Annotated in this window: 23 protein-coding genes; 9 read left to right on the top strand and 14 right to left on the bottom strand. The window is 62.3% G+C overall.

All coding sequences use genetic code 11. From position 1 onward, the window contains the following. Nucleotides 1-57 precede the first annotated feature (57 nt). Both ABIE18_RS02100 and ABIE18_RS02105 read left to right on the top strand, forming a co-directional pair. Entirely contained in the window at nucleotides 58-1,335 is a 1,278-nt protein-coding gene (locus ABIE18_RS02100) for an MFS transporter (protein WP_499720950.1), read from the top strand. Nucleotides 1,336-1,514: 179 nt separating this feature from the next. Next, a complete protein-coding gene (locus ABIE18_RS02105; RefSeq protein WP_499720951.1) occupies nucleotides 1,515-1,952 on the top strand; it encodes a YybH family protein in 438 nt (145 codons plus the stop codon). Here ABIE18_RS02105 and dapA read toward each other — a convergent pair. From dapA to ABIE18_RS02145, 8 genes are all read right to left on the bottom strand, one after another. Next, entirely contained in the window at nucleotides 1,942-2,904 is a 963-nt protein-coding gene (gene dapA, locus ABIE18_RS02110; RefSeq protein WP_499720952.1) for a 4-hydroxy-tetrahydrodipicolinate synthase, read from the bottom strand. The two genes, ABIE18_RS02105 and dapA, sit on opposite strands and share 11 nt — an antisense overlap. Continuing rightward, nucleotides 2,901-4,052: a TIGR03364 family FAD-dependent oxidoreductase gene (locus ABIE18_RS02115; RefSeq protein WP_499720953.1), complete on the bottom strand. Its 1,152-nt coding sequence runs from the start codon at nucleotides 4,050-4,052 to the stop codon at nucleotides 2,901-2,903. Before ABIE18_RS02115 ends, dapA begins: the two co-directional genes overlap by 4 nt. A 103-nt stretch (nucleotides 4,053-4,155) precedes the next feature. Further along, nucleotides 4,156-5,049: a LysR family transcriptional regulator gene (locus ABIE18_RS02120; RefSeq protein ID WP_499720954.1), complete on the bottom strand. Its 894-nt coding sequence runs from the start codon at nucleotides 5,047-5,049 to the stop codon at nucleotides 4,156-4,158. A gap of 23 nt (nucleotides 5,050-5,072) precedes the next feature. Further along, nucleotides 5,073-6,542 (bottom strand): aldehyde dehydrogenase family protein, encoded by a 1,470-nt coding sequence (locus ABIE18_RS02125; protein ID WP_499720955.1) that lies wholly within the window; start codon nucleotides 6,540-6,542, stop codon nucleotides 5,073-5,075. Between the two features lie 38 nt (nucleotides 6,543-6,580). Then, complete coding sequence (locus tag ABIE18_RS02130; RefSeq protein WP_499720956.1) at nucleotides 6,581-7,939, bottom strand: MFS transporter; 1,359 nt, start codon at nucleotides 7,937-7,939, stop codon at nucleotides 6,581-6,583. 97 nt (nucleotides 7,940-8,036) lie between these two features. Further along, a complete protein-coding gene (gene phnA, locus ABIE18_RS02135) occupies nucleotides 8,037-9,386 on the bottom strand; it encodes a phosphonoacetate hydrolase (protein ID WP_499720957.1) in 1,350 nt (449 codons plus the stop codon). 184 nt (nucleotides 9,387-9,570) lie between these two features. After that, nucleotides 9,571-11,034, bottom strand: coding sequence for an MDR family MFS transporter (locus ABIE18_RS02140; RefSeq protein WP_499720958.1), 1,464 nt, complete (start codon nucleotides 11,032-11,034; stop codon nucleotides 9,571-9,573). 231 nt (nucleotides 11,035-11,265) lie between these two features. Next, a complete protein-coding gene (locus ABIE18_RS02145) occupies nucleotides 11,266-12,555 on the bottom strand; it encodes an adenylosuccinate synthase (RefSeq protein WP_224094034.1) in 1,290 nt (429 codons plus the stop codon). Nucleotides 12,556-13,167: 612 nt separating this feature from the next. Between ABIE18_RS02145 and ABIE18_RS02150 the strand changes: the two genes are divergently transcribed. After that, complete coding sequence (locus ABIE18_RS02150) at nucleotides 13,168-13,800, top strand: uracil-DNA glycosylase family protein (protein WP_499720959.1); 633 nt, start codon at nucleotides 13,168-13,170, stop codon at nucleotides 13,798-13,800. Nucleotides 13,801-13,966: 166 nt separating this feature from the next. On the opposite strand, the gene ABIE18_RS02155 is transcribed toward ABIE18_RS02150, so the two are convergent. Continuing rightward, nucleotides 13,967-15,019 (bottom strand): ABC transporter substrate-binding protein, encoded by a 1,053-nt coding sequence (locus tag ABIE18_RS02155; protein ID WP_499720960.1) that lies wholly within the window; start codon nucleotides 15,017-15,019, stop codon nucleotides 13,967-13,969. Nucleotides 15,020-15,127: 108 nt separating this feature from the next. Here ABIE18_RS02155 and ABIE18_RS02160 point away from each other — a divergent pair, with 108 nt between their 5' ends. Genes ABIE18_RS02160 through ABIE18_RS02170 form a run of 3 tightly spaced genes read left to right on the top strand, consistent with a single transcriptional unit; the run spans nucleotide 15,128 to nucleotide 18,074 of the window. Then, the gene (locus tag ABIE18_RS02160) at nucleotides 15,128-16,216 is read left to right on the top strand and encodes an iron chelate uptake ABC transporter family permease subunit (RefSeq protein ID WP_499720961.1); all 1,089 of its coding nucleotides are present in this window, start codon (nucleotides 15,128-15,130) and stop codon (nucleotides 16,214-16,216) included. Continuing rightward, nucleotides 16,213-17,265: an iron-enterobactin ABC transporter permease gene (fepG, locus tag ABIE18_RS02165; RefSeq protein ID WP_499720962.1), complete on the top strand. Its 1,053-nt coding sequence runs from the start codon at nucleotides 16,213-16,215 to the stop codon at nucleotides 17,263-17,265. The genes ABIE18_RS02160 and fepG overlap by 4 nt, the downstream gene beginning before the upstream one ends. Then, nucleotides 17,262-18,074 (top strand): ABC transporter ATP-binding protein, encoded by an 813-nt coding sequence (locus tag ABIE18_RS02170; RefSeq protein ID WP_499720963.1) that lies wholly within the window; start codon nucleotides 17,262-17,264, stop codon nucleotides 18,072-18,074. Before fepG ends, ABIE18_RS02170 begins: the two co-directional genes overlap by 4 nt. Nucleotides 18,075-18,201: 127 nt before the next feature. Here the strand turns inward: ABIE18_RS02170 and ABIE18_RS02175 are convergent, their stop codons facing one another. Continuing rightward, nucleotides 18,202-18,624, bottom strand: a complete 423-nt coding sequence (locus ABIE18_RS02175) for a DUF3151 domain-containing protein (RefSeq protein WP_499720964.1) — start codon at nucleotides 18,622-18,624, stop codon at nucleotides 18,202-18,204. Then, nucleotides 18,624-19,643 (bottom strand): class II fructose-bisphosphate aldolase, encoded by a 1,020-nt coding sequence (gene fbaA, locus ABIE18_RS02180; RefSeq protein WP_431117919.1) that lies wholly within the window; start codon nucleotides 19,641-19,643, stop codon nucleotides 18,624-18,626. Before fbaA ends, ABIE18_RS02175 begins: the two co-directional genes overlap by 1 nt. 191 nt (nucleotides 19,644-19,834) lie before the next feature. Here fbaA and ABIE18_RS02185 point away from each other — a divergent pair, with 191 nt between their 5' ends. Then, a complete protein-coding gene (locus ABIE18_RS02185; RefSeq protein ID WP_499720965.1) occupies nucleotides 19,835-20,386 on the top strand; it encodes a pyridoxamine 5'-phosphate oxidase family protein in 552 nt (183 codons plus the stop codon). 26 nt (nucleotides 20,387-20,412) lie between these two features. Here ABIE18_RS02185 and ABIE18_RS02190 read toward each other — a convergent pair whose 3' ends face one another. Both ABIE18_RS02190 and ABIE18_RS02195 read right to left on the bottom strand, forming a co-directional pair. Next, a complete protein-coding gene (locus tag ABIE18_RS02190) occupies nucleotides 20,413-21,138 on the bottom strand; it encodes a TrmH family RNA methyltransferase (protein ID WP_499720966.1) in 726 nt (241 codons plus the stop codon). Nucleotides 21,139-21,184: 46 nt separating this feature from the next. After that, the gene (locus tag ABIE18_RS02195) at nucleotides 21,185-22,399 is read right to left on the bottom strand and encodes a hypothetical protein (RefSeq protein WP_499720967.1); all 1,215 of its coding nucleotides are present in this window, start codon (nucleotides 22,397-22,399) and stop codon (nucleotides 21,185-21,187) included. A 301-nt stretch (nucleotides 22,400-22,700) separates the two neighbouring features. Between ABIE18_RS02195 and ABIE18_RS02200 the strand changes: the two genes are divergently transcribed. Together ABIE18_RS02200 and ABIE18_RS02205 are read left to right on the top strand one after the other, a co-directional pair. Continuing rightward, nucleotides 22,701-23,531, top strand: coding sequence for an HAD-IIA family hydrolase (locus tag ABIE18_RS02200; protein WP_223935648.1), 831 nt, complete (start codon nucleotides 22,701-22,703; stop codon nucleotides 23,529-23,531). Between the two features lie 18 nt (nucleotides 23,532-23,549). Then, nucleotides 23,550-24,311: a tyrosine-protein phosphatase gene (locus ABIE18_RS02205; RefSeq protein WP_499720968.1), complete on the top strand. Its 762-nt coding sequence runs from the start codon at nucleotides 23,550-23,552 to the stop codon at nucleotides 24,309-24,311. 101 nt (nucleotides 24,312-24,412) lie between these two features. Here the strand turns inward: ABIE18_RS02205 and ABIE18_RS02210 are convergent, their stop codons facing one another. Then, nucleotides 24,413-25,549, bottom strand: coding sequence for a thioesterase domain-containing protein (locus ABIE18_RS02210; protein ID WP_499720969.1), 1,137 nt, complete (start codon nucleotides 25,547-25,549; stop codon nucleotides 24,413-24,415). Between the last annotated feature and the right edge of the window lie 72 nt (nucleotides 25,550-25,621).

Below are 25,621 nucleotides of genomic sequence, written 5' to 3' on the forward strand. Positions count from 1 at the left end.
TTTATTGCACAGACCTGTCTAACTGGCATTAGACCGTTCTGTCTAAGGAGTCTTCACTTGTCCCGTACATTGTCACCATCCCGCCCTTCGCGGCCGCCCCGCACTTTTCCAGCCAAAGCGGCTTTCCCCGGGCTTGCGTTGGTCTTCGCCGCATTCTTTTTCGCGGGCGGGGCGCCCACGCCATTGCTCTCGCTCCGGCAGCAGGAGTGGGGCTTTTCGGCGGCCACCCTTAGCCTCGCCTTCGCCATCTACGCAATAGGCCTGTTGGCAGCGCTGCTGGCGGGAGGCTCACTTTCGGATCACCTGGGCAGGCGCCCCGTCATGCTGATTGCGCTGTATACCGAACTGATCGCCATGATCGCCTTCATGGTTGCGTCCACCATTACCTGGGTAATCATCGCCCGGGCCCTGCAAGGAATCGCCACAGGCCTTGCAACCGGCGCCTTCAACGCCGCCATCCAAGAGCAGGCCCCCGGCCCGCTCAAGAAACTTGCCAGCAATCTCGCCGGCGCGTCCGTAGCGGGCGGACTAGGCATGGGAGCGTTGGTGACCGGCGCAGCGGTTCAGTTCACACCCGACGCCAACACCTTGATTTTTGCCATCCTGGCAGGTGCCATGATCCTCGGCATCTTCTTTGTCAGTTTCACCTCCGAGACAGCGGTCAAACGCCCGGGCGCAGTCCGCTCACTCAATCCGCGCCTGAGCATTCCCGCCAACATACGCCGCGAGTTCGCCGCAGGCCTCCCCCTTCACATCGCCGGCTGGATGTTTCCAGCCTTCTTCCTTGGCCTCTCGCCAGCGCTGCTCCGGGTCCACTTTGCGTTGGACGGTGGCCTCGTGGCAGGTTTCACCGCATTCCTCGGCCCGTTCTCAGCCGCGGTGGCAAGCCTGGTATTTGGCCGCTACCCCGCCCGACACAGCTCGCTTGCCGGGGTCTCCTTCATTCTGCTGGGGATCCTGGCGGTCCTCTTCGGAATCAATGCAACATGGCTGCCCGCGGTCTGGATCGGGGCAGTACTTGGCGGGACTGGGTTCGGCGGATCGTTCGGTGGACAGATCCGGCTGATCGCACCGCACATTCAGCCACATCAGCGCGCCGGCGTATTCGCCAGCATTTACGCCGCCGCCTACCTGGCGTTCAGCCTGCCAGTGATCATCGCCGGTCAACTCGCCCCCTTGTGGGGGCTGGTGCCAACGTTGCTGGCATACGGCGCGGCCCTCAGTGCCTTCGCTGCCGTGGGCATCGTCATCCAAGCGGGGCTGTTGAAGTCTGAGTCCACACCCAAGCCTGCGCCAGCGCGATCCACTGTGACGGCCAACAGTCGGCCGGACTGATAGCTGCCGCTGCCTTTCGGGGAGTACGACGGCGGGCGGCGGCTCATCAGCGCAACGCCGCCTGCCGCCGTCGAGCGTTTCACGCCGGGTGGTTCGCCTGCGTTGACTGGCCGTTTCCGTTGACTGGCCGTGGCGGAGGGAGGACGCTGTGAGAAACCCGCCCTTGTGGAGGAGGAGCCATGGATCCCCGGGAGGAATTCCTCGCGTGGGCTGAACCTGCCCTGCACGCTGCCGAGGCCGCCCTTGTCATCGGGGACCCGTCGCACCGCATTGAAATGTGGTCCCACCGGGAGCCCGTAAGCCTGTTTGGGGCTGTGGGCGTCTCGACCACAGGATGGAACCAGCTGGAACCGACATTTCGGCGAGTAGCAGCCCGGCTTGCAGGCGGCCAAGACGTCACGTTGGACGTTATGGCCTTCGACGTCGTGGGAGACATGGCGTACACCGCCGCTGTTGTCAGCTTCACCGGCACAATTGACGGAAGTGCTCCCCGCCCGTTCGCCCTTCGCGCCACCAGCGTCTTCCGTCGAGAGGAAGGCGAGTGGAAAGTCATCCACGACCACACCGACTTCGTCAGCCCGGAAGACACGGTGCCCAGGCAGTCCCTCAGCGACTGACAAATCTTGAAACGCCGGGCCTTTTGGCGCAGGCAACAGCCCATTCCGTTCCCGCAAGTTCCACGGAGATCTCCGAGAATTCCTTCTGGGTTGGTTCCACCAAGGGCCCCCTGGCCGAGGGGCAGCCCAACCTGCCCAGCCGATGCATCAGGTGCTTGGCCGCAACCGCAGGAGGCACATGATTCATGATTGATCGGACGAGGGGTGCCAGCAGGAAGTGCAGCTGGCGGGCTCTCGGTAGGTCGCCTTCCAATGTCGCGTCCACCAGTTGACGGTAGGCGCCAGGGGCGACGTTGGCAGAAACACTTACCAGCCCCGCAGCACCTGCCGCCAACCATGGCAGGGCGAGCCCATCGTCACCTGAATAGACTGCGATATCAGTGTCGGACATGACCATGGTGGTTGCAGCGAGGTCAGCTTTCGCGTCTTTGAGTGCCACAATCGCAGGGTTCCCAGCCAAGCGCCGTAGCGTATCCGTGGCGATAGCCAAGCCGGTTCGCGCCGGATTGTCGTACAACATCACTGGCAATTCTGTTGCTGCTGCGACGTCGGTAAAGTGCTGCAAGAGGCCCTCCTGCGAGGGCCGGTTGTAGTACGGCGCTATTACCAGCTGGCCGTCAGCCCCGGCGCGCTCAGCACGCCGGGCCGCTTGGATTGAACGAGCCGTGTCGTTGCTGCCAGTTCCTGCCACAACCTTCACCTGCTCACCGACGGCGTCCCGGACCACTCGCACGAGCTGTTCCTTTTCGTCGTCGGTCAGGGCTGACGCCTCTCCTGCCGTCCCGGACACAACCAAACCGTTGTTGCCAGCGCTTACCAGCTGAACAGCAACTTCCCCTGCGGCGTCAAAGTCCACCCGCCCACCCCCTGCCGTAAAAGGCGTGATCATGGCGGTGAGCAGCGTACCGAACGGAGCGGGTGGCAGACTTGCGACCGCAGAGCCGGGTTTCACAGCCGGCCGATTGTCTCGGCGGCGATGCCGAATGACAGGGTCATGCCGATGCCGGACGTCACGGTGATGGCCGTCGTCGTCGTGTTTATGTCCTCGACAAGGAGAGACGTGAGCGGGCTGGAGGCGTAAATCCCTTGCCATCGCTGGGTGACGGTGAGGCTGGTACCAAGGACCCTTTCTATCTCGCCCACGAGGCGGGACGTCATCCATTCGTCCTGGAATGGGCCGATGGTTTGTCCGTAAACGTGGCTGTCACCAAGCAACAACGTGCCGTCCGGACGGCGCGTGAACATGACGTTGGCGCCCATGTCGATGAGTTCGGGGCTGTGCCCGAAGATCTCCTGGCGAACCTCCTCGCCTGCCGGCATGGTGGTGAAGCCGTCGTAGCGTGTCATGGATGTCCCCGTAAGCACTGCCGAGTCGAGGGTGTAACCGGCCGGTGCGGGAGCCATCGCCATTTGCAACGCGCACTGTTGCACCTGGTATCGCGCGGTCACTTCGGGAAACAGGTAGTCGAGATCGTGACCCACGCAGACAAGCACCTTGTCGGCTTGGAAGTCGCCCCTGGTGGTCGCGACCGCGCCGTTCCCGATGTCTTTGACGGTGGTGCCCCAATTGATCTGTACTCCAGGCTGGTTTTGGAGCCAAGCTGCAATATCGGGAGCTGCGGTCCGCGGATCCACCCTCAGGTCCGCCGGAAGGAAAGCTCCACCAACGATCGCGGGGTCCACGGAATGTCCCGAGGACAACCGCGAGGCAACATGCTCGGCGGTGAGGAGTTCCACGTTTTCTGGGCCACGTTTGTCGCTGAGCTGCTCCAGAACGGCGAGCTCGCTGGCGCTTCGGGCCACGACGACGGCGCCCGCCTCGGGTGACCAGAACCCGACCGCCTTGGCTGCCGCCAGCCAGCCCTCCCGGGACCTATAGGCGGTGTCGAGGTATTTGCCCTCCTGCGCAGTGATGCAGCAGTGGCCAAAGTTACGGATGGAAGCACCGTTTGGCGTGGCGTCCCTTTCGATAATCCGGACGGTATAACCCTGCCTGTGCGCTTCGAAAGCGTGGGCGAGGCCAACGATTCCCGCTCCAATAATGATCAGGTCTGTCCGCTCGGCGTTGAGCGGCTTTGGTGATCCGACGTTCTGGTTCAAAATGGTCTCCTTTATTGAGGCATCAACGGTGATGCCGGCCAATCATTTTTCAGAGGTGCCCCGCACTGTTCCGGAGGGTGCTGCACTGTTCCGGAGGCTGCTGCTAGGGCCACGCGTGCATCTTTTGGAGCATTTCGACGAATGACTCCTCCATGGGGGTAAGAATCTGGCCCGCCATGCGCACCAAGGACACTGCCCGCTTCCGTGGACCTGGGCTGATTTTCAGCCGAACGAGGTCTCCCGAACGCAAGTCCGGTGCCACTACGTGCTCAGATACGAGGGCCAATCCCAAGCCCGCCCGCACACACTCGCGTGCAGCCTCGGAGGACCAAATGGTCCACTGCTCCGCATCAGTGAGCTCCCATTCCCGCAAGGCCTGGTCCTGGTCAAAGCGCGTTGAGGACCCGATTTCCCTGAGAAGGAAGCGCTGGCCCTCCAGGTCAGAAGGTTTCAGGTCCCGTCCAGCCAAAGGACTGGCCCGCCCAGCCACAAGGACCAATGCGTCCTCGAAGATGACGGTGGCTTCAAGTTGTTCAAAATCGATCTCCCCGGCACATATCGCCAAACTAATTTCCCGGTTGATGAGCCAATCAGCCACTGCCTCTGTATTGCCAACCCGGAGTTCGGTTCGGAGCCCTTGGTTCTCCGCCAAAAACCGGCTGAGAGCGCGGGGCAACAAGTAAGAACCAAGGGTCGTTGTCCCCGCAACCGCCAATTTCCGGTCCTGCAAGCCCTGGGCAGCTGCAACGTCGGCGTCAACCTTGTCCATGACTGCAAAAATCGCACGTGCATGATCAGCCAGTACTTGGCCTGCAGGGGTGAGCGTGGCGCCTCCGGGTCCCCTGTCCAGCAGATGTGCGGCCAACGAGGTTTCCAGGCTCCTCACCTGTGCCGAGACTGAGGGTTGACTCATGTACAGCCTCCGCGCCGCCGCCGAGAAGCTTCCCGTTTCAACAACGGCAAGGAAGATGCGCAGGCTTTGGATGCTCAGATTCATGTCTTGAACCTAGGCGTTGACGCTCAGGCGGGAAAGCTGATGCATGCAGAACGCCACTCCATGTAGAAGTCCCATGTCTCAGGCGAACACTCCGGCGCTCCGTACTGCGAAAGCTTGGCTCCCATGTGCGGCATGTGAGGCCACGCACCCACACCCGGCCGGTTGACGTGCAGCATGCCGGCTTCGAAGGATTCCAAGGCGTCATAAATGTGCGCCCTGTTGTTGGTGAAGATCGTGCCGGACATTCCATAGCGTACGGAGTTTGATATTTCCATGGCGTGCTCGAAACTCTCTGCGTCAATGACAGCCAAAACCGGACCAAAGACTTCTTCCATTGCCAGCTCGGAATCCGGCGCAACCTCCGTAAGCAGGGTTGGCTCCATGAAGTAGCCATGTGCCAGGTGATCCGCTGTGGCAACCGACCCACCTGTGCGGATGACGGCTCCCGAGGCCGCTGCTTGCTCTATGGCGCGGATGCATGCCGTAAGGCGGTCCAGGTTGACCACAGGACCCAGCCGGGTGGAATCATCGGATGGATTGCCAATGGTCAGCTCCCCGATCCGGGCCAGAACTTTGGCAACCAATTCCTCCCGGACCTTGCGTTCTACAACGACGCGGCTTGTGGCGCTGCAACGTTGCCCTGCCTGGCCGAAAGCACCGTGAAGGATAGCGTCCGCTGCCAAGTCCAGGTCCGCATCGGCCAGGACAATAAGTGCATTCTTGCCGCCGAGTTCGAGCTGGGTCCGAGCCAGGCGCGGCGCTGCGGCCTGTTGGATGGCAAGCCCGACGCCAAGGGACCCAGTGAATGAAATACCCCTCACTTGCGGATGATTGCTCATTGTTTCCCCAGGTTCCCGGTCTCCCTGGACAAGATTCAGCACGCCGGCAGGCACTCCCGCTTCGTTGAAGATGTCCACGAGCAATGCGGCCGTTTGGGGTGCCAAAGGCGAGGGCTTGAGGACGGCAGTGCAGCCTGAAAGCAGTGCTGGAGCCACTTTCCAGGTGGGGATGGCGAGTGGGAAATTCCAGGGAGCAATGAGGGCTACGACTCCGATCGGTTTGCGCCACGTCAACGCCATGCTCCGGTCCTCGTCGGTTGGAAGCGTCGAACCTGAGAGCCTGCGCCCCTCCCCTGCAACAAACCGCAGGATGTCGATGGCGCGCTGCGCCTCGCCCAGTGACTCCCGGAGGCATTTTCCCTGCTCCCGTGTAATCACTTCGGCCATTTCCTGCTTTCTCCGGGATAGGAGGTCCGCTGCCAGGAACAGGATGTCACCGCGTTTGATGCTTCCCAGGGACTCCCATGTACGTCGCGCTTTCTCCGCAGATTCGATCGCATCCAGGGCATCCTGGGCAGTTGAATCTGGAAAGAGCCCAATGAGATCACGGGTATCGGCCGGGTTGGTGTTCGCGAAAGTTCCGCCCTCGGAAGACGGCCGCCATTGGCCGTCAATGTAGTTCAGCTTTAGCTTGGGGTCATCGAAGATGTTCATGATTCCTCTGCTGGTTTATTGGAGTTCTTTGGTGCGCGTCAAACGCTTGCCGGACGTTTGTTCCACGAAGGAACCAGGATGACCGCGGCAATCAGGGCTGCGCCCGCGAAGGTATAGAAGATGACTGTGCCTGAGAAGAACCCCGGGAGGAGCCCGCCCAGAATGGCGCCGATGGAGCCACAGCCATTGATGAATCCTGTGGAGCCCGCCGCGTACTTCGACGTGCCGAAGTCAACGGCAGCCACACCGGAAACCATCGCGTCCGAGGCATAAGCGGTCAGGCCGATAAAGGACAAGAGGAGCACGATAAGTGCGATCTCGCCAGTGGCAGTGGTGACTTGCCAGAGCCCAAGTGCGGCCACCATAAGCAAGAGGCTGAGTACGCTGGGAGGGACGCGCCTGGCGCCGAAGAGAGTATCGGACATCCACCCTGCAAGGATAGGTGCCACCATCCCCGTGATACCGAAAGCCACTGGGACCATGATTGCCGTCATCGCGCTGAGGTTCGGCATCGCCTCAAGCACCAGTACCGGTCCCCAGAGGAGGACTGCGTAGCGGGCAGGCTTGATGAGGAAATACACAAGGCCAAGCCGAAGAACCATGGGCTCGTACCGCACAGCAGCCAACAAGTCCCGGAAAGAGAACCTGGTGGGTTTTGGCGCAGCTTTGCCCTTGGTGGCGGCTCGATGCTCGGCATCGAGCAATGCGGGATCTTCATCGATTCCCGGCAGGCCAACTTCCTGCGGAGAGTTGCGCTGGAAAATAAGGAACAGGACAAACGCGAACACGATGACTGCCGTACCGGCAATGAACGCCCACCGCCAGCTATCGAACAGTGAATATGCCACCCATCCCGTCACGGGGGCACCAGCCAAGCCACCGAAGGCGTAACTCGTGGAGAAAAACCCCATGGCCCGCCCGCGCGTCCTGATGGTAAAGAATGAAGCGATATTTTTGCTCAGTGCGGCCCATCCCGTGGATTGCGCGAGCCCTTGGGCAATCATGAGCGGCAGGAACAGAGCTACGGCCGGGACGATGCCCATCAGAAGTGAAGCCAAGCCGGCCATCACCATGCCGCCTGCCACCACTACGCGGGTGCCGTACTTTTCGGCGCAAGCCCCCCAGACAAACTGGCCTACGGCATACGCAGCCAGGTAGACGGAATCAAGCAAGCCCAGAGTTTGTTTAGTGAGAAATCCTTCGTCCAGAATGCCGACCTTGGCTGCTGAAAACGCGGAACGGGGAAAGTAGAAGGCTGCGTATGCCAGCCATGACAGTGCGAATATCCTTATTTGCCACTTGAGCAGCTCCTGCCGCTTGCTGGACGCTGCTGGTTTGTCGTTGGGGCCGTATGGCGACGACTGGGTCTGTACTTGGGGCGATTGGAAATCGGACATTGGGGAGTCCTCTCGTCATGCAAACCTATCAATTGGGGGTGCCTCGGGGGAGCTTGCTGGGCCCGCCCGTGATGGGCGGGCCCCGACGACGGCAATGTCAGATGACCGCCACGAGGTTGGAAGCTGCGTGAGTCGTAGCGACCCAAAATGCGTCATAGTTATGCGCCACAGCTTGATCGCCGTTGGGTGCCTTGGCAGCGGTTTCCGTGGGTACCGGAAGTACGCGGTTGATGAAGAAGGGAATGTTGAGCTCCCCCAGACCTCCATGAGAGCGCAAGGGCACTTCAAGGTTGCCAAGGTCGTGCCATGCCCGGTAGCGGCCCAGGGCAGTGTTCTTGTCGGACAGCACAGTGAGGTGTCCCATCCGGTCCAGTGGCATATCGAACAACTCTGCTGCATCCTCGGAAAGGTAGACATCCGAGATCCCTTCGCGCCCCTTCAGGGAAGCGAGCACGGACTCCCGGTCCGCCCCGGCCGGGAGGTAGATATTGGCGAAGGAACCCAGTGCACCGTGGTGGACGGTGTAGGGGTCAGTAATGGGGAGGATGACCCGGCAGCCTTCCTCGGAAGCGTCTCCTTCGACGCCGAGGAAGCGGTTGACGTCTTCTTCAAGGTAGATAACCTTTGGCGTTCCGTCCGCTTGGTGCTTCGGGCTCATTCCGTGGTCTGCAGTAATAACGACGACCGCGCCTGCCTTGTCCAGTTCCGCTGCGTACCGGTCCACCATGGCGTAGAAGTCGTTGGCCGTTTCCGTCCCGGGTGCATTCTTGTGCTGGATGTAGTCCGTAAGCGTCAGATACATGAGGTCAGGTGTATTTTGCTGGAGCAAGCGGACGCCGGCGGCCAGGACAAATTCGCTGAGCTCGGCTGAGTACACGCCGGGAAGGTCCATATCAACCAATTCCATGACGGAACCGATGCCGTTGTTTTCCACCGTTGCCTCATTGGCCTTTTCCGCAGAAAAGCAGATCCCCTTGTTGATCGGTTGAACCATCTCGCCCGAACCTGCAGGGTCAAGGCCGGGTTGGGTAAGTCCTGCGGCCAGAAGCCGGGACAGCTTGTCCTTCGCCGTCACCACGGCAACCGACAACCCGGCGGCAGCCGCAGCAGCAAAAATGGTAGGCGCCCGCAGGAACTTGGGATCGTTCATCAGGACCTCCTCGCCTGATTCCGGGTCCAGAATGTAGTTTCCACAGATCCCGTGAACAGCCGGCGGGCGCCCGGTTGCAATGGACATGTTATTGGGATTGGTCAGAGTTGGGACAGCGCAGTGCGCGGCCCAAGAACTGCCGGTGGAGGAAACAAGCTGCTCGAGCCAAGGCATGCGGCCTGCTGCAATGGCCTCCTCGTGGTAGGCAGGCTCGCTCCCGTCGATGCAGATGACTACCACTGGCGCGTCGGAAAAGGCGTAGCTGCGGCCGTTGACTGAAAATTCCGCGGGTGACATAAGTGCTTCCTACTCTCACGTGTGTCCGTCCCGGCGGAAAGCCGGGCGGACGTCCTTCACAACTGATGAGTACAAGCATGGGAGGGATTGCCGGACCGCGGCAGAGACCAAAAAACTATGCGGGGTATCGACCGGCCCTATGGCTTCGCTTCGGGTCCGGCCAACGCAGCCGGTACGGAGAGGGCTACTGACCCGTGCCGCTGGCAGTGTTGGCCCGGTCAGCTGCCTGGGCCGTGATGGAACTGTCCGCTTTGGAGGGCATGGCGACGACGGCAATGACCGTAAGCACGGCACTCACCAGAACGGCGAGGAAGACAGCGGTGGAAGCGGACACCGTTGTTTGCGGATCGGGGCCGCCGCTGGGGCCGCCTGCATAAATGGCATTGGCGATCGCACCGTAAACGGCCACACCAATCGAACTACCGATGGAACGGGCAAAAAGATTTGTGCCGGTAACTACCCCGCGTTCGTTCCATTCAACGCTCGACTGCGCGGCGATCAGGCTCGGCGTCGCGACCAACCCGAGTCCCAGGCCAACAATGAAGCAGGACACGGCCACCAACAAAACGTTGGGTGATGAGGCGGTGAGGGCAAGCACGGCAGCGCCGATGACCGTCACGGAAATACCGATCAAAGCCGTCCTTCGGAACCCGATCCGGAGGTAGAACCGGCCAGCCTGGGACGCGCTGATTGGCCAGCCGATCGTCAAGGCCGCCAAAGCAAGTCCGGCAAAGACCGGGGAAGTCCCCAGCGCTCCTTCGAGGAACGTTGGGACGTACGAGGTAAGACCAAGCATGGCTGCGCCGACGCCAAAGGAGATCAGCGCCGTCGTCACCAGTAGCCGGCGGGAAACAACCCACGGTGGGAGGACAGGCTCGGCCGCCCTCCTCTCCACGAAGAGGAAGGCGATGAACACCAAGGCCCCGACGGCAAAGACCGTGATGCTTATGGAAGAGTTCCAAGGCCAGGCCTGCCCGCCCTCAAGCGCTCCCAGGATGAGCAGGCTTAGCGAGATCGTTAGGAGCCCTGCTCCCAGATAATCGACCCGGTGTCTCGTCCGCTTGACGTTCTCGTGGAATGTCCGGACCAGCATCCATCCGGCCAGAAGACACAGCGGGATGTTGATGAAGAAGATCCAGCGCCAGATGCCAAGCGAGGAAAAAATGCCTCCCAGCGTCGGTCCCACCACGGAAGAAACGGCCCAGACGCTCGCGAGGTAGCCTTGGACTTTCGCTCGCTCCGCGAGCGTGTAAATATCCCCGGCGATAGTGATCGACACCGGCTGTACGGCTCCGGCGCCCAGGCCCTGAAGCACACGGAAAGCGATGAGGGCGGGCATGCTCCAAGCCAGCCCGCACAAGATGGAACCCAGGAGGAACAGGCCGATGCCGCTGAGGATGATCGGCTTGCGGCCTACGACGTCAGACAGCTTGGCGTAGACGGGCACGGAGACAGCCTGCGCCAACAAGTACGCCGAAAAGAGCCAGGGAAAAGACGTGAAACCGCCGATGTCATCCACAATCGATGGCACCGCCGTGGCAACTATCGTCGCATCAATGGCCACCAGCCCGGTCGAGAGCATCAGGGCAATGAGGATGGGTCCGCGGCGGGAACGGAACCCGACTCCGTCAGAAGTCTCTGTGGTCATGTGGCCTCGTTCCCGTCGTCACCTGGTCGCGTGAGTGCGGACCGCTTCCGGCCCTGAATGGCGTAACCGCGTCAGTCGCCGAAATAGTCCCGGGGACCGCGACTTTCGACGGCAGCGGTGGCGGGCGCATACCGGGCCAGCAACAACAACGGCGGGCCACCCCAAGGTTCCTGAGGAACCAACGTTCCAAAAACCAGAGGGTGACCCGCCGCCGTCGTAAATTCAGTAAACCTAGTCGTTGATCAAATCATGCACAACGATCGTCTGGTCCCGGTCAGGGCCAACGCCGATGGCCGAGAAGCGCGTGCCGGAGAGTTTTTCCAGGGCCAGCACGTAGTTGCGGGCGTTCTCCGGAAGGTCCTCCAGGGTGCGGGCCCCGGTGATGTCCTCGGTCCAACCGTCGAAGTACTCGAAGATCGGCACCGCGTGGTGGAACTCGGTCTGCGTCATGGGCATTTCGTCGTGGCGGACGCCGTCGACGTCGTAGGCAACGCAAACCGGGATCTGCTCGATGCCCGTGAGGACGTCCAGCTTGGTCACGAAGTAGTCCGTGAAGCCGTTGACGCGGGAAGCATGGCGGGCAAGGACGGCGTCGTACCAACCACAGCGGCGGGGACGGCCTGTGTTCACACCGAACTCGCCACCGGTCTTCTGCAGATACACGCCCATTTCGTCGAACAGTTCCGTGGGGAACGGACCGGCGCCAACACGTGTGGTGTAAGCCTTGATGATGCCGATGGAACGGGAAATACGCGTGGGGCCAATGCCCGAGCCAACGGACGCACCGCCCGCCGTCGGGTTGGATGAGGTGACGAACGGGTACGTGCCGTGGTCAACGTCCAGGAACGTGGCCTGGCCACCTTCCATGAGCACAACCTTGCCCTCGTCCAACGCGTTGTTCAGCTCCAGCGTGCTGTCGATAACCAGCGGGCGCAGTCGCTCAGCGAAGGAGAGGAAGTACTCAACGATCTCGTCCACTACGATGTCTCGGCGGTTGTAGACCTTGACCAGGAGTTCGTTCTTCTGGCGCAGCGAACCTTCCACCTTCTGGCGGAGGATCGATTCATCGAAGACGTCCTGGACGCGGATGCCCAGGCGGGCCACCTTGTCCATGTAAGCCGGACCAATGCCGCGGCCCGTGGTGCCGATGGCACGGCTGCCGAGGAAGCGTTCCGTTACCTTGTCCAGAACCTGGTGGTACGGGGCGACAAGGTGCGCGTTGGCCGATACGCGCAGGCGTGAGGTGTCCGCGCCACGGGCCTCAAGGCCGTCGATTTCCTGGAAGAGTGCCTCGAGGTTCACCACGCAGCCGTTGCCAATAATGGGAATTGCGTTGGGGCTCAGAATGCCCGCGGGAAGGAGCTTCAGCTCATACTTCTCACCGCCAACCACCACGGTGTGCCCGGCGTTGTTGCCGCCGTTGGGCTTAACCACGTAGTCAACACGGCCACCGAGCAGATCGGTAGCCTTGCCTTTGCCTTCGTCGCCCCACTGGGCTCCGACGATCACGATAGCGGGCATGGGATCCTCCCCCATTCTTTCGGGCGAGACCAAACCGGATGGCCAGGACTCGACGCCGTACATGAGAATGCCCCGACTTACCGGTGCAGCCTGCCGCGGACGGCAGCGTACGCAAGAGTTTCGGGGCTCTTACCAGCCAAGTTTAGCCGATGGGGCCTGAAACTCTGGTGTCAAGAAGCCTTCCGAGGACGTTTTGCCCAAGTTCTGGAGGACCCGGGATGACGATTCAGAGATTGGTGCAGGATCCTCCGACGCCGGCAACCAGTCCTGCGTTGGCCCTCACCGTCTCGCCGGGGTGGCATCTCCAGCCGCGACTCCCGAACCCCCACCACAATCTGCCGGCGGCTCCCTTGGACCTCCGCGGAAACGTCCTCAGCGAGCGCCGCGATCAGGCTCGACGGCGGCGCGGAGCACGGACGCCGAGAGACGTCCGCCACGATCCCGGGCAACACGCCGTGTCTCATTTGGGGGCGCGCCGAAACAGGGTGCTCCCGCGCCCATAGTCCGGTAAGGTTAGTTAGCCCCCAACAGCACCCTTTGAGGTTCGGCAGCGGCATGCCCGCGGCCCCTTGGAAAGGTGCGCGCAGTAACACCTAGGAGACCAAACCCCTGATGCAAGAACTGGCGACTGAATCACCCGAAGAAATCCTCTGGAACCGCCGCTACGAACCGCACATCGCCGAGGTCAACGAGCTGTGCGACTCCATCAAGGAGCAGAAGCCGGGCAGCGAGGTCCTCTACATCGACCCCGCCCACAGCATGGATGACTGCCGCATCGTCAGCCTTTTCTCCAATCAGCGCACCAACTCCGGCGAAGGTTTCATCAACCCGGGTGACGAAGAAGCAGCCACTCGCATGCTCGGCATGCAGTGGCAGCTGGGTCTCCGCCCCGAGCTCATGATGCCGTGGAACGCGTACCCCTGGATCGAGCCCAACGAGGAACCGGGCAAGCTGACGCCGGCCAACATCACCGAAGGCTTGAAGCCGCTCCTGCGCTTGCTGGCGATCCTGCCGCGCACTTCCGCCCTTGTGGCACACGGCAATGAAGCACACCGCCTTGCTGACCAATTGATGAAGGCCGCTCCTGCCAGCATCGCCCGCCGCGGCTTCAAGACCTTCAAGGTCCGTTCCCTGGGTGGCCGCTCATTCGCTGGCACACCCGCCCGCCAGCAGGAATACCTGGACGCCATCCACAGCGCCTACGCCGAGGCAATGGCGCGTACGGGCATCCCGCGCAAGGCTTAGTCTCCCCCTTCGTTGCGGGGCCCACTCTGCGCCCTTGGCACATGTCCAGGCACGCAAAGCAGGCCCCACAACGAGCAGCCCGCAACGAACCAACGACGGCGGCCCTCACCTTTTTGGTGAGGGCCGCCGTCGTCGTTGGGGTGCTTGTGTTGGGGAGGTGAAGGCTTTAGCCGACCAGCATGCTGCGCAGGTCCTTAAGGATCAGCTGTGCGCCTGTCGGGCCTAGACCGAGGAACCAGACGTCATCGCTGACAGCTTTGGCTTGGCCGGCCTTGACTGCGCTGAGCTTGGGCCAGACTGCGCCCTGGACAACTGAGGTCTCGCCTGTAGCGGCAGGATCCCCGTAGCTGCTGTAGAAGATCCAGTCGGAGTCGCCCTGCTCGATGTTTTCCGCCGAGATCTCGGCGGCTAGTTCGTCGATGTTCTGGTTCTCCGGGCGGGCCAGGCCTGCGTCCTTCAGGATGACGCCGATCAGGGACTTGTTCGCATACAGGCGGATCTTGCCTGGGAGGAAGCGGACCAGCGAGATCTTCGGATCCCCCTTCACATCCGCCTTGAGGCCATCAGCTTCGGTCTGGTAGTCGTTGAGCGCCTTCACGGCTTTGTCTTCCTCGCCGAGGGCCTTGCCAACCAGCAGGAAGTTTTCCTTCCACGGGAAGCCGGGCCGGATGCTGAAGACCGTGGGCGCGATCGTGGACAGCTGCTTGTACAGTTTGTCTGCACGCAGCTTGCTGCCCAGGATCAGGTCCGGCTTGAGAGCGGCGATCGCCTCAAGGTTGAGGTCCTGGATGGTGCCTACCGACGCCACGTCCTTGACCTTGTCAGCCAGATAGCCGGGGACCGGGTTGGCGCCCTCCGTTGTGGCCATGCCCACGGGTGTAATACCCAGGGACACCACGTCATCCAGCTCACCGGTGTCCAGGACCACAACGCGGGTGGGCTTGGCTTCCAGCGTGGTTTCGCCGTTCGCGTGCTTGAGCGTGCGCGGGAAAACGCCGGGGGCAGCATCGGTTCCAAGCTTGGCAGTTTCCTGGTCCGCAGTGGTGAACTTGGAGCCGCCGGTGGCAACATCGGCGTTGCCGGCGCTTGAACCCGAACCGCCGCTGGTGCCGCAACCCGCTACGAGGCCGACAACCAGGGCTGCGCCCGCAATCGTCATCGCAAGGCTGCGGACACGGGAGAGCCCGCGTCGCTTTACTACAGAATCGTCGTTTTTCACTGGGTAAGGCTAACCTAATTAGGGCACACTTCTGTGACGTTGTGACAACAGTCACGGAAAGGCCCTTCGTTTTGCACCGCCCTGCCCCTTCTGGAATGGTTCTCTGTTGTGTCCCAAGTGACGGCTCCTGCTGCCCAGCCGCAAGATGGCCAGCCACCCGCTAACGCTCCGCGGACGGCGAAAGCGGGCTCCGGCGTCGTCAATAAATCCGGCGGGAGGATTCTTATCCTGGCTGTCGCAGCGGCAATGCTGGTGGGTGCAGCGCTGTTGAGCCTGGGTGTTGGCGCGAAGTTCATCCCGGCGCCCACCGTTCTGCAGGCATTCACCGATCCAAAGGAGATCGCCGATCACGCCATCATCCTCCAGAACCGGCTGCCGCGAACGCTGATGGGCATCGCCGTTGGAATCGCTTTGGGCGTGGCTGGAGCGCTCATCCAGGCGATTACCCGGAACCCCTTGGCCGATCCCGGAATCCTGGGCGTCAACGCCGGCGCGTCCTTTGCCATAGTGCTCGCGATCGGCGTGCTGGGAGTGAGCTCCCTCAGCGGCTATATCTGGTTCGCCTTCGCAGGCGCCATCCTCACAACAGCGGCTGTCTACCTCATCGGCACATCCGGCAGGAACGTGGTGAACCCCATCCGGCTGACCCTTGCCGGCGTTGCCTTGGGCGCTGTGCTCACAGGCATCGGCTCAGGCCTGACACTCCTGAACCCCAAGGCGTTCGATCACCTGCGCTCGTGGAGCATCGGTTCGCTGGACAACCGCAGCATGGAATCTGTGCTCACGGTCGCCCCGTTCATGGGAACCGGACTCCTCCTCGCGCTCTTCTGCGTCCGCGGACTCAATGCCGTAGCACTCGGAGATGATCTGGCAACTTCCCTTGGAGCCAACGTCAACCGCACCAGGATCCTGGGCGTCGTAGCCATCACCCTGCTCAGCGGTGCTGCCACTGCCGGAGCGGGAGCAATCGGTTTTGTAGGTCTCATGATTCCGCACGTAGCCCGTTGGATCGTGGGCCCGGACCAGCGGTGGATCATGGCCACCACCGTGCTGCTCTCCCCCATCCTGCTTCTGGTATCAGACGTGGTGGGCAGGATCGCAGCTCCCGGAGAGCTCCAGGTTGGCGTGGTCACAGCACTTATTGGTGCCCCGGTGCTCATCGCCCTGGCCCGGCGCCGGAAGGTGAGCGGGCTATGAGCCGCATGGATTTCGGTCGCCCCACTGTTTTGCTTCATAACCGCAGCCGTTCCCTGAGTGTAAGGCTCGATGTCCGGAGCATCCTTGTAACCATCCCCTTGCTTCTGGCAGCCCTCACCATGGCCGTCGTATCACTCGCCACTGGCGACTTCGACGTGACCGTACCCCAGGTTCTGCAGGCATTTGCCGGTGATGCACCGGGACTGGCGCAGACAATCGTGATGGAGTGGCGGCTCCCCAGGGTTTTGTCGGCATTGGTTTTCGGTGCGGCCTTGGGAATGAGCGGCGGCATCTTCCAGTCCATGACCCGCAATCCCTTGGGCAGCCCCGACATCATCGGTTTCAATACGGGCGCCTACACCGGAGCGCTGATCGTGATGCTGACCCTTGGCAGTGGCTATCTCGGGATCGCGCTGGGTGCCCTGGTTGGCGGCATCCTCACCGCGCTGGCCGTCTATTTGCTGGCCTACCGCCGGGGTTCGCAGGGCTTTCGACTCATCATTGTGGGGATCGGCATCAGTGCGATGCTCGCCGCCTTCAACCACTGGCTCATCCTGCAGGCAGAGCTTGAAGCCGCCCTGGCGGCAGCCGTCTGGGGAGCCGGGTCCCTCAATGGCATCACCTGGGAGCAAGCGGCGCCTGCCGCCGTCGTGGTTGTTGTGGTTGGCTCGGCCACGCTTGCGGTGGCGCGTCGGATGCAACTGCTGGAAATGGGCGACGACGCCGCACGCGCCCTGGGCGTCCGGGCAGAACCCACCCGTTTGCTGCTGCTGATCCTTGGCGTCGCGCTGACGGCTGCCGTCACCGCCGTGGCCGGGCCCATCGCGTTCGTGGCCCTCGCCGCACCGCAGCTTGCGCGCAGGCTGACCCGAAGCGCCGGGATCACACTGGCCCCCTCGGCTGTGATGGGCGCGTTCCTGCTGGTGGCCAGTGACCTCGCTGCACAGCGCTTGTTCGCTCCGATCCAGCTTCCCGTCGGAGTAGTGACGGTATGCATCGGCGGCATCTACCTCGTCTGGCTGCTGGCCAGGGAAGCAAGGAAATCATGATTACTACTTCTGCGCCGCAGCTGCACACTGAAGCGCTGACCATCGGCTATGAGCAGCGCGTCATCTCGGAGAACCTCAACGTGCGGATCCCCGAGGGGCAGTTCACCGTGATCGTGGGACCCAATGCCTGCGGGAAATCCACCCTGCTGCGCGCCCTTGCCAGGCTCATCAAGCCCCGCAGCGGACAGGTGTTGCTGGACGGTAAATCTGTGACGTCGCTGCCGGCCAAGGAGCTCGCGCGGCGTTTGGGGCTGCTTCCGCAATCATCCATCGCGCCGGACGGCATTACCGTGGCGGACCTGGTGGCCCGCGGCCGGTATCCGCACCAGAAACTCCTGCGGCAGTGGTCCGAGGCAGACGAGATTGCTGTTGTGGAAGCGATGGAAGCCACTGGCGTCGCGTCCTTGTCCGGGCGGCTGGTGGATGAACTCTCAGGTGGCCAACGGCAGCGGGTCTGGGTGGCCATGGTCCTTGCCCAGCAAACCCCGCTGCTGCTCCTTGACGAGCCCACAACTTTCTTGGATATTGCGCATCAGATCGAGCTCCTGGAGCTCTGCCGCGAGCTCAACCTGGACAAGGGCCACACGCTGGTCGCCGTACTCCACGACCTCAATCACGCAAGCCGCTACGCCGATCACATCATCGCCATGAAGGATGGCGAGGTTGTGGCCGAGGGTGCTCCGGCCTCTGTGATCACTGAGTCGTTGGTGGAGGAAGTGTTCGGCATGCCCTGCCGGATCATCGAGGACCCCGTCACGCGCACGCCGCTGGTGGTTCCTCTTGGGCGCCCGCGGCACGTACCCAACTAGCTCGCATTAGTGGTTGTTCTCCTCGCTCAGAGCAACCACTACTGCCAGTTACTTGGGTGAATTACGACGGCGGCCCTCACCTTTTTGGTGAGGGCCGCCGTCGTCGTTTGCTTGAGCAGCGCAGACCTTAGCCGGCCTCGATGGCTGCCTTGGCCTTCGGGTCTGAGTCGTTCAGGAACTTCTCGATCCGCTCGGGCTCTTCGGGCTCGCCGATTGCAGCTGCGGCACGACCCAGTGCGTAGAGCGCACGCAGGAAGCCCTGGTTGGGCTCGTGCTCCCACGGGATCGGTCCCACACCGCGCCATCCGTTGCGGCGCAGCGAGTCCAGTCCCCGGTGGTAGCCCACGCGGGCGTAGGCGTAAGAGTCGATGGTGCGGCCCTCGGTCCAGGCTTCCTCAGCGAGGATTGCCCACAGAAGAGACGACGTGGGGTTTTTCTCCACGAGGTCCAGCGCTTCCTTGCCGAGAGCCAAGTGCTGGTAGATCTCGGTTTCGGCGGGCAGGAGCGTGGGCTCCGGCCCCATCAGGTTCTTGCGGAATTCGTCGGACATTAGAAGGTCTTGCCGACCGATCCGAGCTGCTGGGCTGCTTCGACGATGCGCGCGGCCATGCCGGCTTCGGCGGAAGCGCCCCAGACGCGGGGGTCGTAGGTCTTCTTGTTGCCCATTTCGCCGTCGACCTTCAGGACGCCGTCGTAGTTGGAGAACATGTGGCCGGCAACCGGGCGGGTGAACGCGTACTGGGTGTCGGTGTCGATGTTCATCTTGATGACACCGTAGGAAACAGCGTCAGCGATTTCCTGCTCGGAGGAGCCCGAGCCGCCATGGAACACGAGGTCGAAGGGGTTGTCCTTGCCGATCTTGGCGCCAACCTCGGACTGGATCTGCTTGAGCAGTTCCGGGCGAAGCTTGACGTTGCCCGGCTTGTACACGCCGTGCACGTTGCCGAAGGTCAGGGCGGTGAGGTAACGGCCGTTTTCGCCGGCACCCAGGGCCTCGATGGTTGCGAGAGCGTCTTCGGTGGTGGTGTAGAGCTTCTCGTTGATTTCGTTCTCAACGCCGTCTTCTTCGCCACCGACGGTGCCGATTTCGACCTCGAGGATAATCTTCGCTGCAGCTGCGCGCTCAAGCAGTTCGCGGCCGATGCGCAGGTTCTCGGAGAGGGTCTCGTGCGAGCCGTCCCACATGTGCGAATTGAAGATGGGGTCCTTGCCGGCCTTGACGGCTTCCTCGGAAGCAGAGAGCAGCGGAAGGACGAAGTCTGCAAGCTTGTCCTGCGGGCAGTGGTCCGTGTGCAGGGCGATGTTGACGTTGTAGTTCTTGGCAACTTCGCGGGCGAATGCGGCGAAACCGAGCGAACCGGCAACCATGTCCTTGACCGAAGCGCCGGACCAGTAGGCTGCGCCACCGGTGGAAACCTGGATGATGCCATCGGATTCGGCCTCGGCGAAACCGCGGATCGCAGCGTTCAGAGTCTGCGACGACGTCACGTTGACCGCGGGGAACGCGAATCCGCCAGCCTTTGCGCGGTCGATCATCTCGGAGTAAATCTCTGGGGTTGCAATGGGCATGGTGACTCCTATGCTGAATTCGTCTGTGGGTTGGTAACCCTGGAGTAGACCGCTTACGGCTAGCTCCCATCCTAGCGATATCCGCCGGGACGCCGTGTTTCGGGTCACTGGGGCTCTTAACACTTCCGCCGGGTTGGCATTTGAACCCGATGTTGCGGCACAAGGTGCCCGCGCGTTTGTATGCTTTGACCGTGGCTAAACTCTTCGATTCCATCGACAAGGACCTCAAATCGTGGATCGAGGAACAGCCCATGTGGTTTGTCGCGACCGCACCTCTGGGACCAGACGGGCATGTGAACATGTCGCCCCGCGGCCACGACTCTTTCTCGGTTCTGGGCCCCCGCCGGGTGGGTTGGGTGGATTACACCGGCAGCGGCGTCGAGACCATCGCACACCTCCGGGAAAACGGCCGGGTGTGCCTCATGTTTACGTCGTTCGGCAGCCGGCCCCGAATCGTTCGCCTCCACGGCCAAGGCTCGGTGTTCCTTCCCGGTGAGGCAGCATTTGAAGAAGTAACGGCTCTCCACCCCGAGCATCCGAGCACGCGAGCCGTCATCACGGTGGATGTCACGCGCATCAGTGACTCCTGCGGCTGGGGTGTCCCCGTCATGGAGATGGCTGGCGAGCGTGACCTTCTCCGTTTGCAGGCCGAGAAGAAGGGGACGGACGGCATGATTGCGTACCGGGCCGAGAGGAACGCGCTGAGCATCGACGGCCTACCCGGATTTCCGAGCGAAGCGTAGCTGACCCCCGCGGATGAGGAGTGGGGCTAACGCACCGGCTGCTGGAACACGTGACGGCGAACCCACGCGTGCATCGCGATCGCCGCAGCGGAGGCAGCATTCATGGAACGCGTGGAGCCGAACTGCTCAATGGACAACGTGGCAACGGCGGCATCATGCACCTCGGGTGTGAGGCCCGGGCCTTCCTGCCCGAATACCAGGACGCACTTTTCCGGGAGGTCGTAGGTCTCCAGCGGTACGGAATCCGGGAAGATATCGATGCCGATCACGGCAAGCCCCTCCCCCTGCGCCCACTGAACAAACTCCTCAACAGTGGGGTGGTGGCGGACGTGCTGGTAGCGGTCGGTGACCATAGCCCCGCGACGGTTCCACCGCCGTCGACCGATGATGTGGACCTCTTTGGCGAGGAACGCATTGGCGGTGCGCACAACCGTGCCGATGTTGAGGTCGTGCTGCCAGTTCTCGATCGCGATGTGGAATTCGTGCCGCTTGGAATCCAAATCCGCGACGATCGCCTCGTGCTTCCAGTACCGATACTGGTCCACCACGTTGCGGCGGTCACCGTCCCTGAGCAGGTCCGGGTCCCAGTGCTCGCCAACGGGCCACTCGCCTTCCCAGGGCCCGACGCCGACCTCCGGCTTCGCTTCAGTCCCGCCTTCTGCCGTGGCTCCGTCAGCTTCCGTGGTTCCGTCAGCTTCTGCTGCGGTGTGGGCAGGGGTGGGCAGGGCCGTGTTGGGGGGAAGGTCAGTCACCCCTCAACTTTAGCCCTGCCCGGTCTTGGCCTCTTTGCCCGGGCGCCTAGACCATCTTCCACTTGTTGATGCGGTACGAGTTGGCCAACTGCTCCATCAGGCCGGGGTGGGCATCCCAGTACGTCTTGTGCCCGCTAACTCCCAGCATCTGCGGAGTTCCCCACGGCGTTACCGAGAACAGGTTGACTGCTTGGATTTCTTCGCCTCGCGCGTTGGTGCAGGTGAATCCAATGACCACTGCTGCGCCACGACGGAATTCGCGGATCTCGGGCATCGAGGTCTTGAAGTCCGAGGTGCACTTGTGGCCCACGAGGTTCTGGGGCAGTTCCGTGGCGGTCATGCCCTTGTACCTGGCTTCGATGTCCTCGATGGCGGCCTTGATCTCTTTCGGGTCCTTGCCGAACTTGCCTTCGTCGGACTCGGCGAAGAACGCGTAAGCGAGGGCAATGCCGTCGCCGTCCGCCTCCACGGTGCCTTGGGCCTTCTTCTGGATTTCTTCACCGGTGGTGGGGTCCTTGGTGATCCCGAAGGATTCGTCATGCGTCCACTCGGCCAGGTACTGGAAGGAAGATTCGCCCGTGACCCACTTGCTGAACAGCGGATCGCCGTCGGCCGGGACATTCGTTGGGCCGGCGAATTCTTCCCACACGCTGGGCAGCGGGATGGCACCCTCCGGCATCTCGGAGGAGGCGGTTGCCTCGCCGGACGGGTCATCGGACGGTTCGGCGGCTGCGTCGGAGGCTTCGTTTGAGGCGCTGGCGGAAGGCACCGGAGTCTCCACGGCCACGGGTTTGGTCACCGAAGGAATCAGCCATGCAAACACCACTACCAGCGCAATGATCACGACGACGGCGACACCGCCGAGGATCAGGAACAGCGCCTTTTTGTTGTGGTCGCCCGGGCCCTGGCTGGGTCCGCCGGGCTGGCCGGGGTAGCCAGGCTGGCCAGGGTAGCCAGGCTGACCCGGCTGCGTCTGTGGGTATCGGTGGACCGTTTCGGCGAACTCGCCGTCAGAGTAACCCTGCTGGGTTGGGAATTGTTGCGCGGGGAAAGCCTGGGTCACCGCCGGCTGAGTGGGGAAAGCCTGGGTCTGGCCCTCCTGCCCCTGCGCTTCCGGCTGGTACTGCGCTTCCGGCTGGTACATCGGCTGGGTCTGGCCCGGCTGATACTGCCGATACTGCTCCTGACCGGTGTCATAGCGCGGCTGCGGCACGCCGTCGGGATTGTACGGAGGTTGCGGCACTCCATTGTTGTTGCTCATGACAGGCCCTTTCAAACGCGTTGAGTACCGGCGTATCTGGGGATATCCGGTTGTCGATCCAGTACTGGGGACCTGCTGAAGTGCGGCGACACAAAAAATCCACCATGTCGATCCCCCGACCCACGGTGGTGGCACGCCTGCGCTGGAACAAGCGTAGTTCAGTCCGTCGAGTACCACGCAAGTCACAGCGGTTTTCCACATGGGTAGAACTACCCACATAGAGGAACGCCTGGGATGTTTAGCCGCTCGAAAAATGAAAGACTGGGAGGCAGTGCATGACCAATCCCAGCCGGAGGCAAATATGGCAGAAGAATCCACGCCCCACACGTCCGCATCGGTTTACCGGAACGGCCACGAAATCGAATGCTGGCTCACGGACATGGACGGCGTGCTGGTTCATGAAAACCAGGCAATCCCCGGCGCCGCCGAGCTCATCCAGCGCTGGGTGGATACGTCCAAGCGCTTCCTTGTCCTGACCAACAATTCCATCTTCACCCCACGCGACCTCGCAGCCCGCCTCCGCGCATCCGGGCTGGAAGTTCCGGAAGAGAACATCTGGACGTCCGCGCTGGCCACGGCCCAGTTCCTCAAGGACCAGGTCCAGTCTTCTGACTCCGGCAACCGCGCCTACACCATTGGCGAGGCCGGCCTCACCACCGCATTGCACGAAGCCGGATTCATCCTCACGGACACGGAACCTGACTTCGTGGTGCTCGGCGAGACCCGCACCTACTCTTTCGAAGCGATCACCATGGCCGTGCGGCACATCCTCGCCGGCGCCCGTTTCATCGCAACCAACCCTGATGCCACCGGTCCTTCCAAGGACGGCCCCATGCCGGCAACCGGCGCAATCGCGGCAATGATCACCAAGGCCACAGGCCGCGAGCCGTACATCGTGGGCAAGCCAAACCCCATGATGTTCCGCTCGGCCATGAACCAGATCGATGCCCACTCGGAGACCACGGCAATGATCGGCGACCGGATGGACACCGACATCGTGGCAGGGATGGAAGCCGGCCTCCACACGGTCCTGGTGCTCAGTGGGATCACCCAGCGCGAGGAAATCGTGTCCTTCCCGTTCCGGCCCAACCAGATCCTGAGCTCCGTGGCCGACCTCAAGAGCCAGATCTAAAGCCAAAGGAGTCCCGTCATGGCTGTGCTCAACCTCCGTCCTCTGGCCGGTGGCCGGATGCTGAGGGGGAGCCAGCCGTTTGGCCTGGATGCTGCCGCAACATCGGGGTTCCTGGCGGAGCACGGCATCCAGGCCATCATGGACCTGCGCAGCGAGCTCGAGCGGTCCTTGGTTCCGTGGCTGGTTCCGGACGGTTCCTCCCCTTCGAACGCGTCCAAGCCCGACGCCGGTGGCGAGCAGACTGACGACGGTCGCCGCGAGGAGAGCATCGTCGCCGTCGAACTCATCCATAATCCGCTGGATCCGAACGCAGTGGCAGGGTCCCTGCAGGCAGTGGAGACGCCGGAGGACCTGGGAAACCTGTATTTGGGCTGGATCCGCGTCCGGCCCGAGTGGGTTGCCGATGCACTGCGTCCTGTCGCGGAAGGCAAGCGCACACTGGTTCATTGTTCGTTGGGCAAGGACAGGACCGGAGTGGTATCGGCGATCGCGCTCATGGCCGCAGGTGAATCGGACGAGGCAGTGGTGAAGGATTACACGGCCACCACGCGCAACCTTCCGAACCTGCTGCAGGTCATGGCCGAGACGTGGCGGCTCCACGTCCCCTCCACGCCCGCGCAGTATTTCAGCCCTGACCTCATGATCCTGCAAAGCCCTGAAGCCGCGATCCGCCATTTCCTGGTCGGCTTCGCGCGGGAGTTCGGAGACGCCCGCGGCTTCCTGCGCGAGGCGGGCCTCACCGCCGTCGAGGTCGAAGCGCTGCGAGCCGCAGCTTCCTGACCTCCTTTGAGGCCGCAGTCGCCTAAAAGCAACCTTTTTCGGCTGAATTCGCACCCGGAAACAGCCAAACAGAGTCAGGATGCCACGCACGCCCAGAAAACCTATGCCGGCCGGATAACCCGTCCATTTGGCTCCTGGTACGACGGCTCGTCAGGCGCAGGCGGCAACGGTTCCAGCTCATTCTGGACCCGCTCCAACAGGGGCCGGTAAACGTCGGCACTCCACTGCGGACTGGCATGCGCAGGCCGGGCACCCTCTGTGCTGAGCACCGGGAGCTTCATGTTCGCCGCGAAGACCTTGCTCCACCCCGCGCGTGCGGACTCGTAGTTGACCGTGTTGTCCTTGGAGTTGCCGAGGAATGCCATTTTGGCCGAGCCGATTTTGCCTGCGAGACGCAGGCCATCGAAGTGGTAAATGTACGCCGACTCCGTCTGGATCAGGACGCTGGATGGGGCGATCGGCGAGAGCTGCTCCAGGCTTTGGTCCAGGATCTGCCGCCACGTGCGTTCGTCCTTGTGCGCCACCCGCTCCCCCAGTTCGTAGCCCCCGCGCAGAACCGACGGGATGCGGAAGCCATTCTCATAAAGGAACACCACGCCGTCGAACCAGCTCTGATCCAGCACATCCGAGCGACTAAAGGGACTGGAATCCAGGACGATCAGCTGGGTCTCCACACCATGCAGCTCCAGCAGACGGGCAGCGACTTGCGTGGCGAGCATTCCACCGAAGCTGTGGCCGTAGAAATACAACTTCTCCAGCCCCAGCTCGCGCACGTGAAGGATGAGTTCGCGGACGATCTCATCAACGTCCAGGCCAAGGTTGGAATACCCGACGGCGGCAAGGCGTCCGCGCTGGTGAAGGGCAGGGCGCAGTGAGTTCAGGATCCACTGTGCCTCTTCCCAGCTGGTTTTGTACCCGGGAAAGAGGATCCAACTGGCCTTGGGAAAGTAGAGATCCGAGTAGGAGTCGGGGACTCGGAGGATCTTGGTGGTCCGCCTCTCGGCCTGCACGCGCCGGGTAAACAGCATGTCTCCCGCCAGCGCCAGCGAAACTCCTGCAGTGATAAGGAAGTTGCGTCGCGATATCCGCTTTATCCGCGAAACGTGGGGCAGAATCCGCGCCCAGTCAGCCGGATCGGCCGCATCAACGGATCCGGATCCGGGCATGGCAGAGCCCGGGCCCGGGAGGTTTTCGTTCACCTCCGGCGGAGCCTGGAGCTTCCCTACTTGAACGTCCACGCAGCTAGCATAGGCTTCGCGGGCACTGCCTTACAGCCCCGTAGTTTGTGCACAGTTGTTCCCCCTAAAATA

It is taken from the genome of Arthrobacter sp. 2762 (genome assembly GCF_040548745.1).
In the GTDB taxonomy this organism is placed as follows: Bacteria; Actinomycetota; Actinomycetes; order Actinomycetales; family Micrococcaceae; genus Arthrobacter.

Excerpts from the sequence above, each read along its gene's own strand:
- ABIE18_RS02140 (WP_499720958.1), bottom strand. The coding sequence starts at position 11,034 with ATGACCACAGAGACTTCTGACGGAGTCGGGTTCCGTTCCCGCCGCGGA.
- ABIE18_RS02150 (WP_499720959.1), top strand. The coding sequence starts at position 13,168 with ATGCAAGAACTGGCGACTGAATCACCCGAAGAAATCCTCTGGAACCGC.
- ABIE18_RS02170 (WP_499720963.1), top strand. The coding sequence starts at position 17,262 with ATGATTACTACTTCTGCGCCGCAGCTGCACACTGAAGCGCTGACCATC.
- ABIE18_RS02200 (WP_223935648.1), top strand. The coding sequence starts at position 22,701 with ATGGCAGAAGAATCCACGCCCCACACGTCCGCATCGGTTTACCGGAAC.
- fbaA (WP_431117919.1), bottom strand. The coding sequence starts at position 19,643 with ATGCCCATTGCAACCCCAGAGATTTACTCCGAGATGATCGACCGCGCA.
- ABIE18_RS02205 (WP_499720968.1), top strand. The coding sequence starts at position 23,550 with ATGGCTGTGCTCAACCTCCGTCCTCTGGCCGGTGGCCGGATGCTGAGG.
- ABIE18_RS02130 (WP_499720956.1), bottom strand. The coding sequence starts at position 7,939 with ATGTCCGATTTCCAATCGCCCCAAGTACAGACCCAGTCGTCGCCATAC.
- ABIE18_RS02125 (WP_499720955.1), bottom strand. The coding sequence starts at position 6,542 with ATGAACATCTTCGATGACCCCAAGCTAAAGCTGAACTACATTGACGGC.
- ABIE18_RS02145 (WP_224094034.1), bottom strand. The coding sequence starts at position 12,555 with ATGCCCGCTATCGTGATCGTCGGAGCCCAGTGGGGCGACGAAGGCAAA.
- ABIE18_RS02175 (WP_499720964.1), bottom strand. The coding sequence starts at position 18,624 with ATGTCCGACGAATTCCGCAAGAACCTGATGGGGCCGGAGCCCACGCTC.
- ABIE18_RS02195 (WP_499720967.1), bottom strand. The coding sequence starts at position 22,399 with ATGAGCAACAACAATGGAGTGCCGCAACCTCCGTACAATCCCGACGGC.
- ABIE18_RS02120 (WP_499720954.1), bottom strand. The coding sequence starts at position 5,049 with ATGAATCTGAGCATCCAAAGCCTGCGCATCTTCCTTGCCGTTGTTGAA.
- fepG (WP_499720962.1), top strand. The coding sequence starts at position 16,213 with ATGAGCCGCATGGATTTCGGTCGCCCCACTGTTTTGCTTCATAACCGC.
- ABIE18_RS02105 (WP_499720951.1), top strand. The coding sequence starts at position 1,515 with ATGGATCCCCGGGAGGAATTCCTCGCGTGGGCTGAACCTGCCCTGCAC.
- phnA (WP_499720957.1), bottom strand. The coding sequence starts at position 9,386 with ATGTCACCCGCGGAATTTTCAGTCAACGGCCGCAGCTACGCCTTTTCC.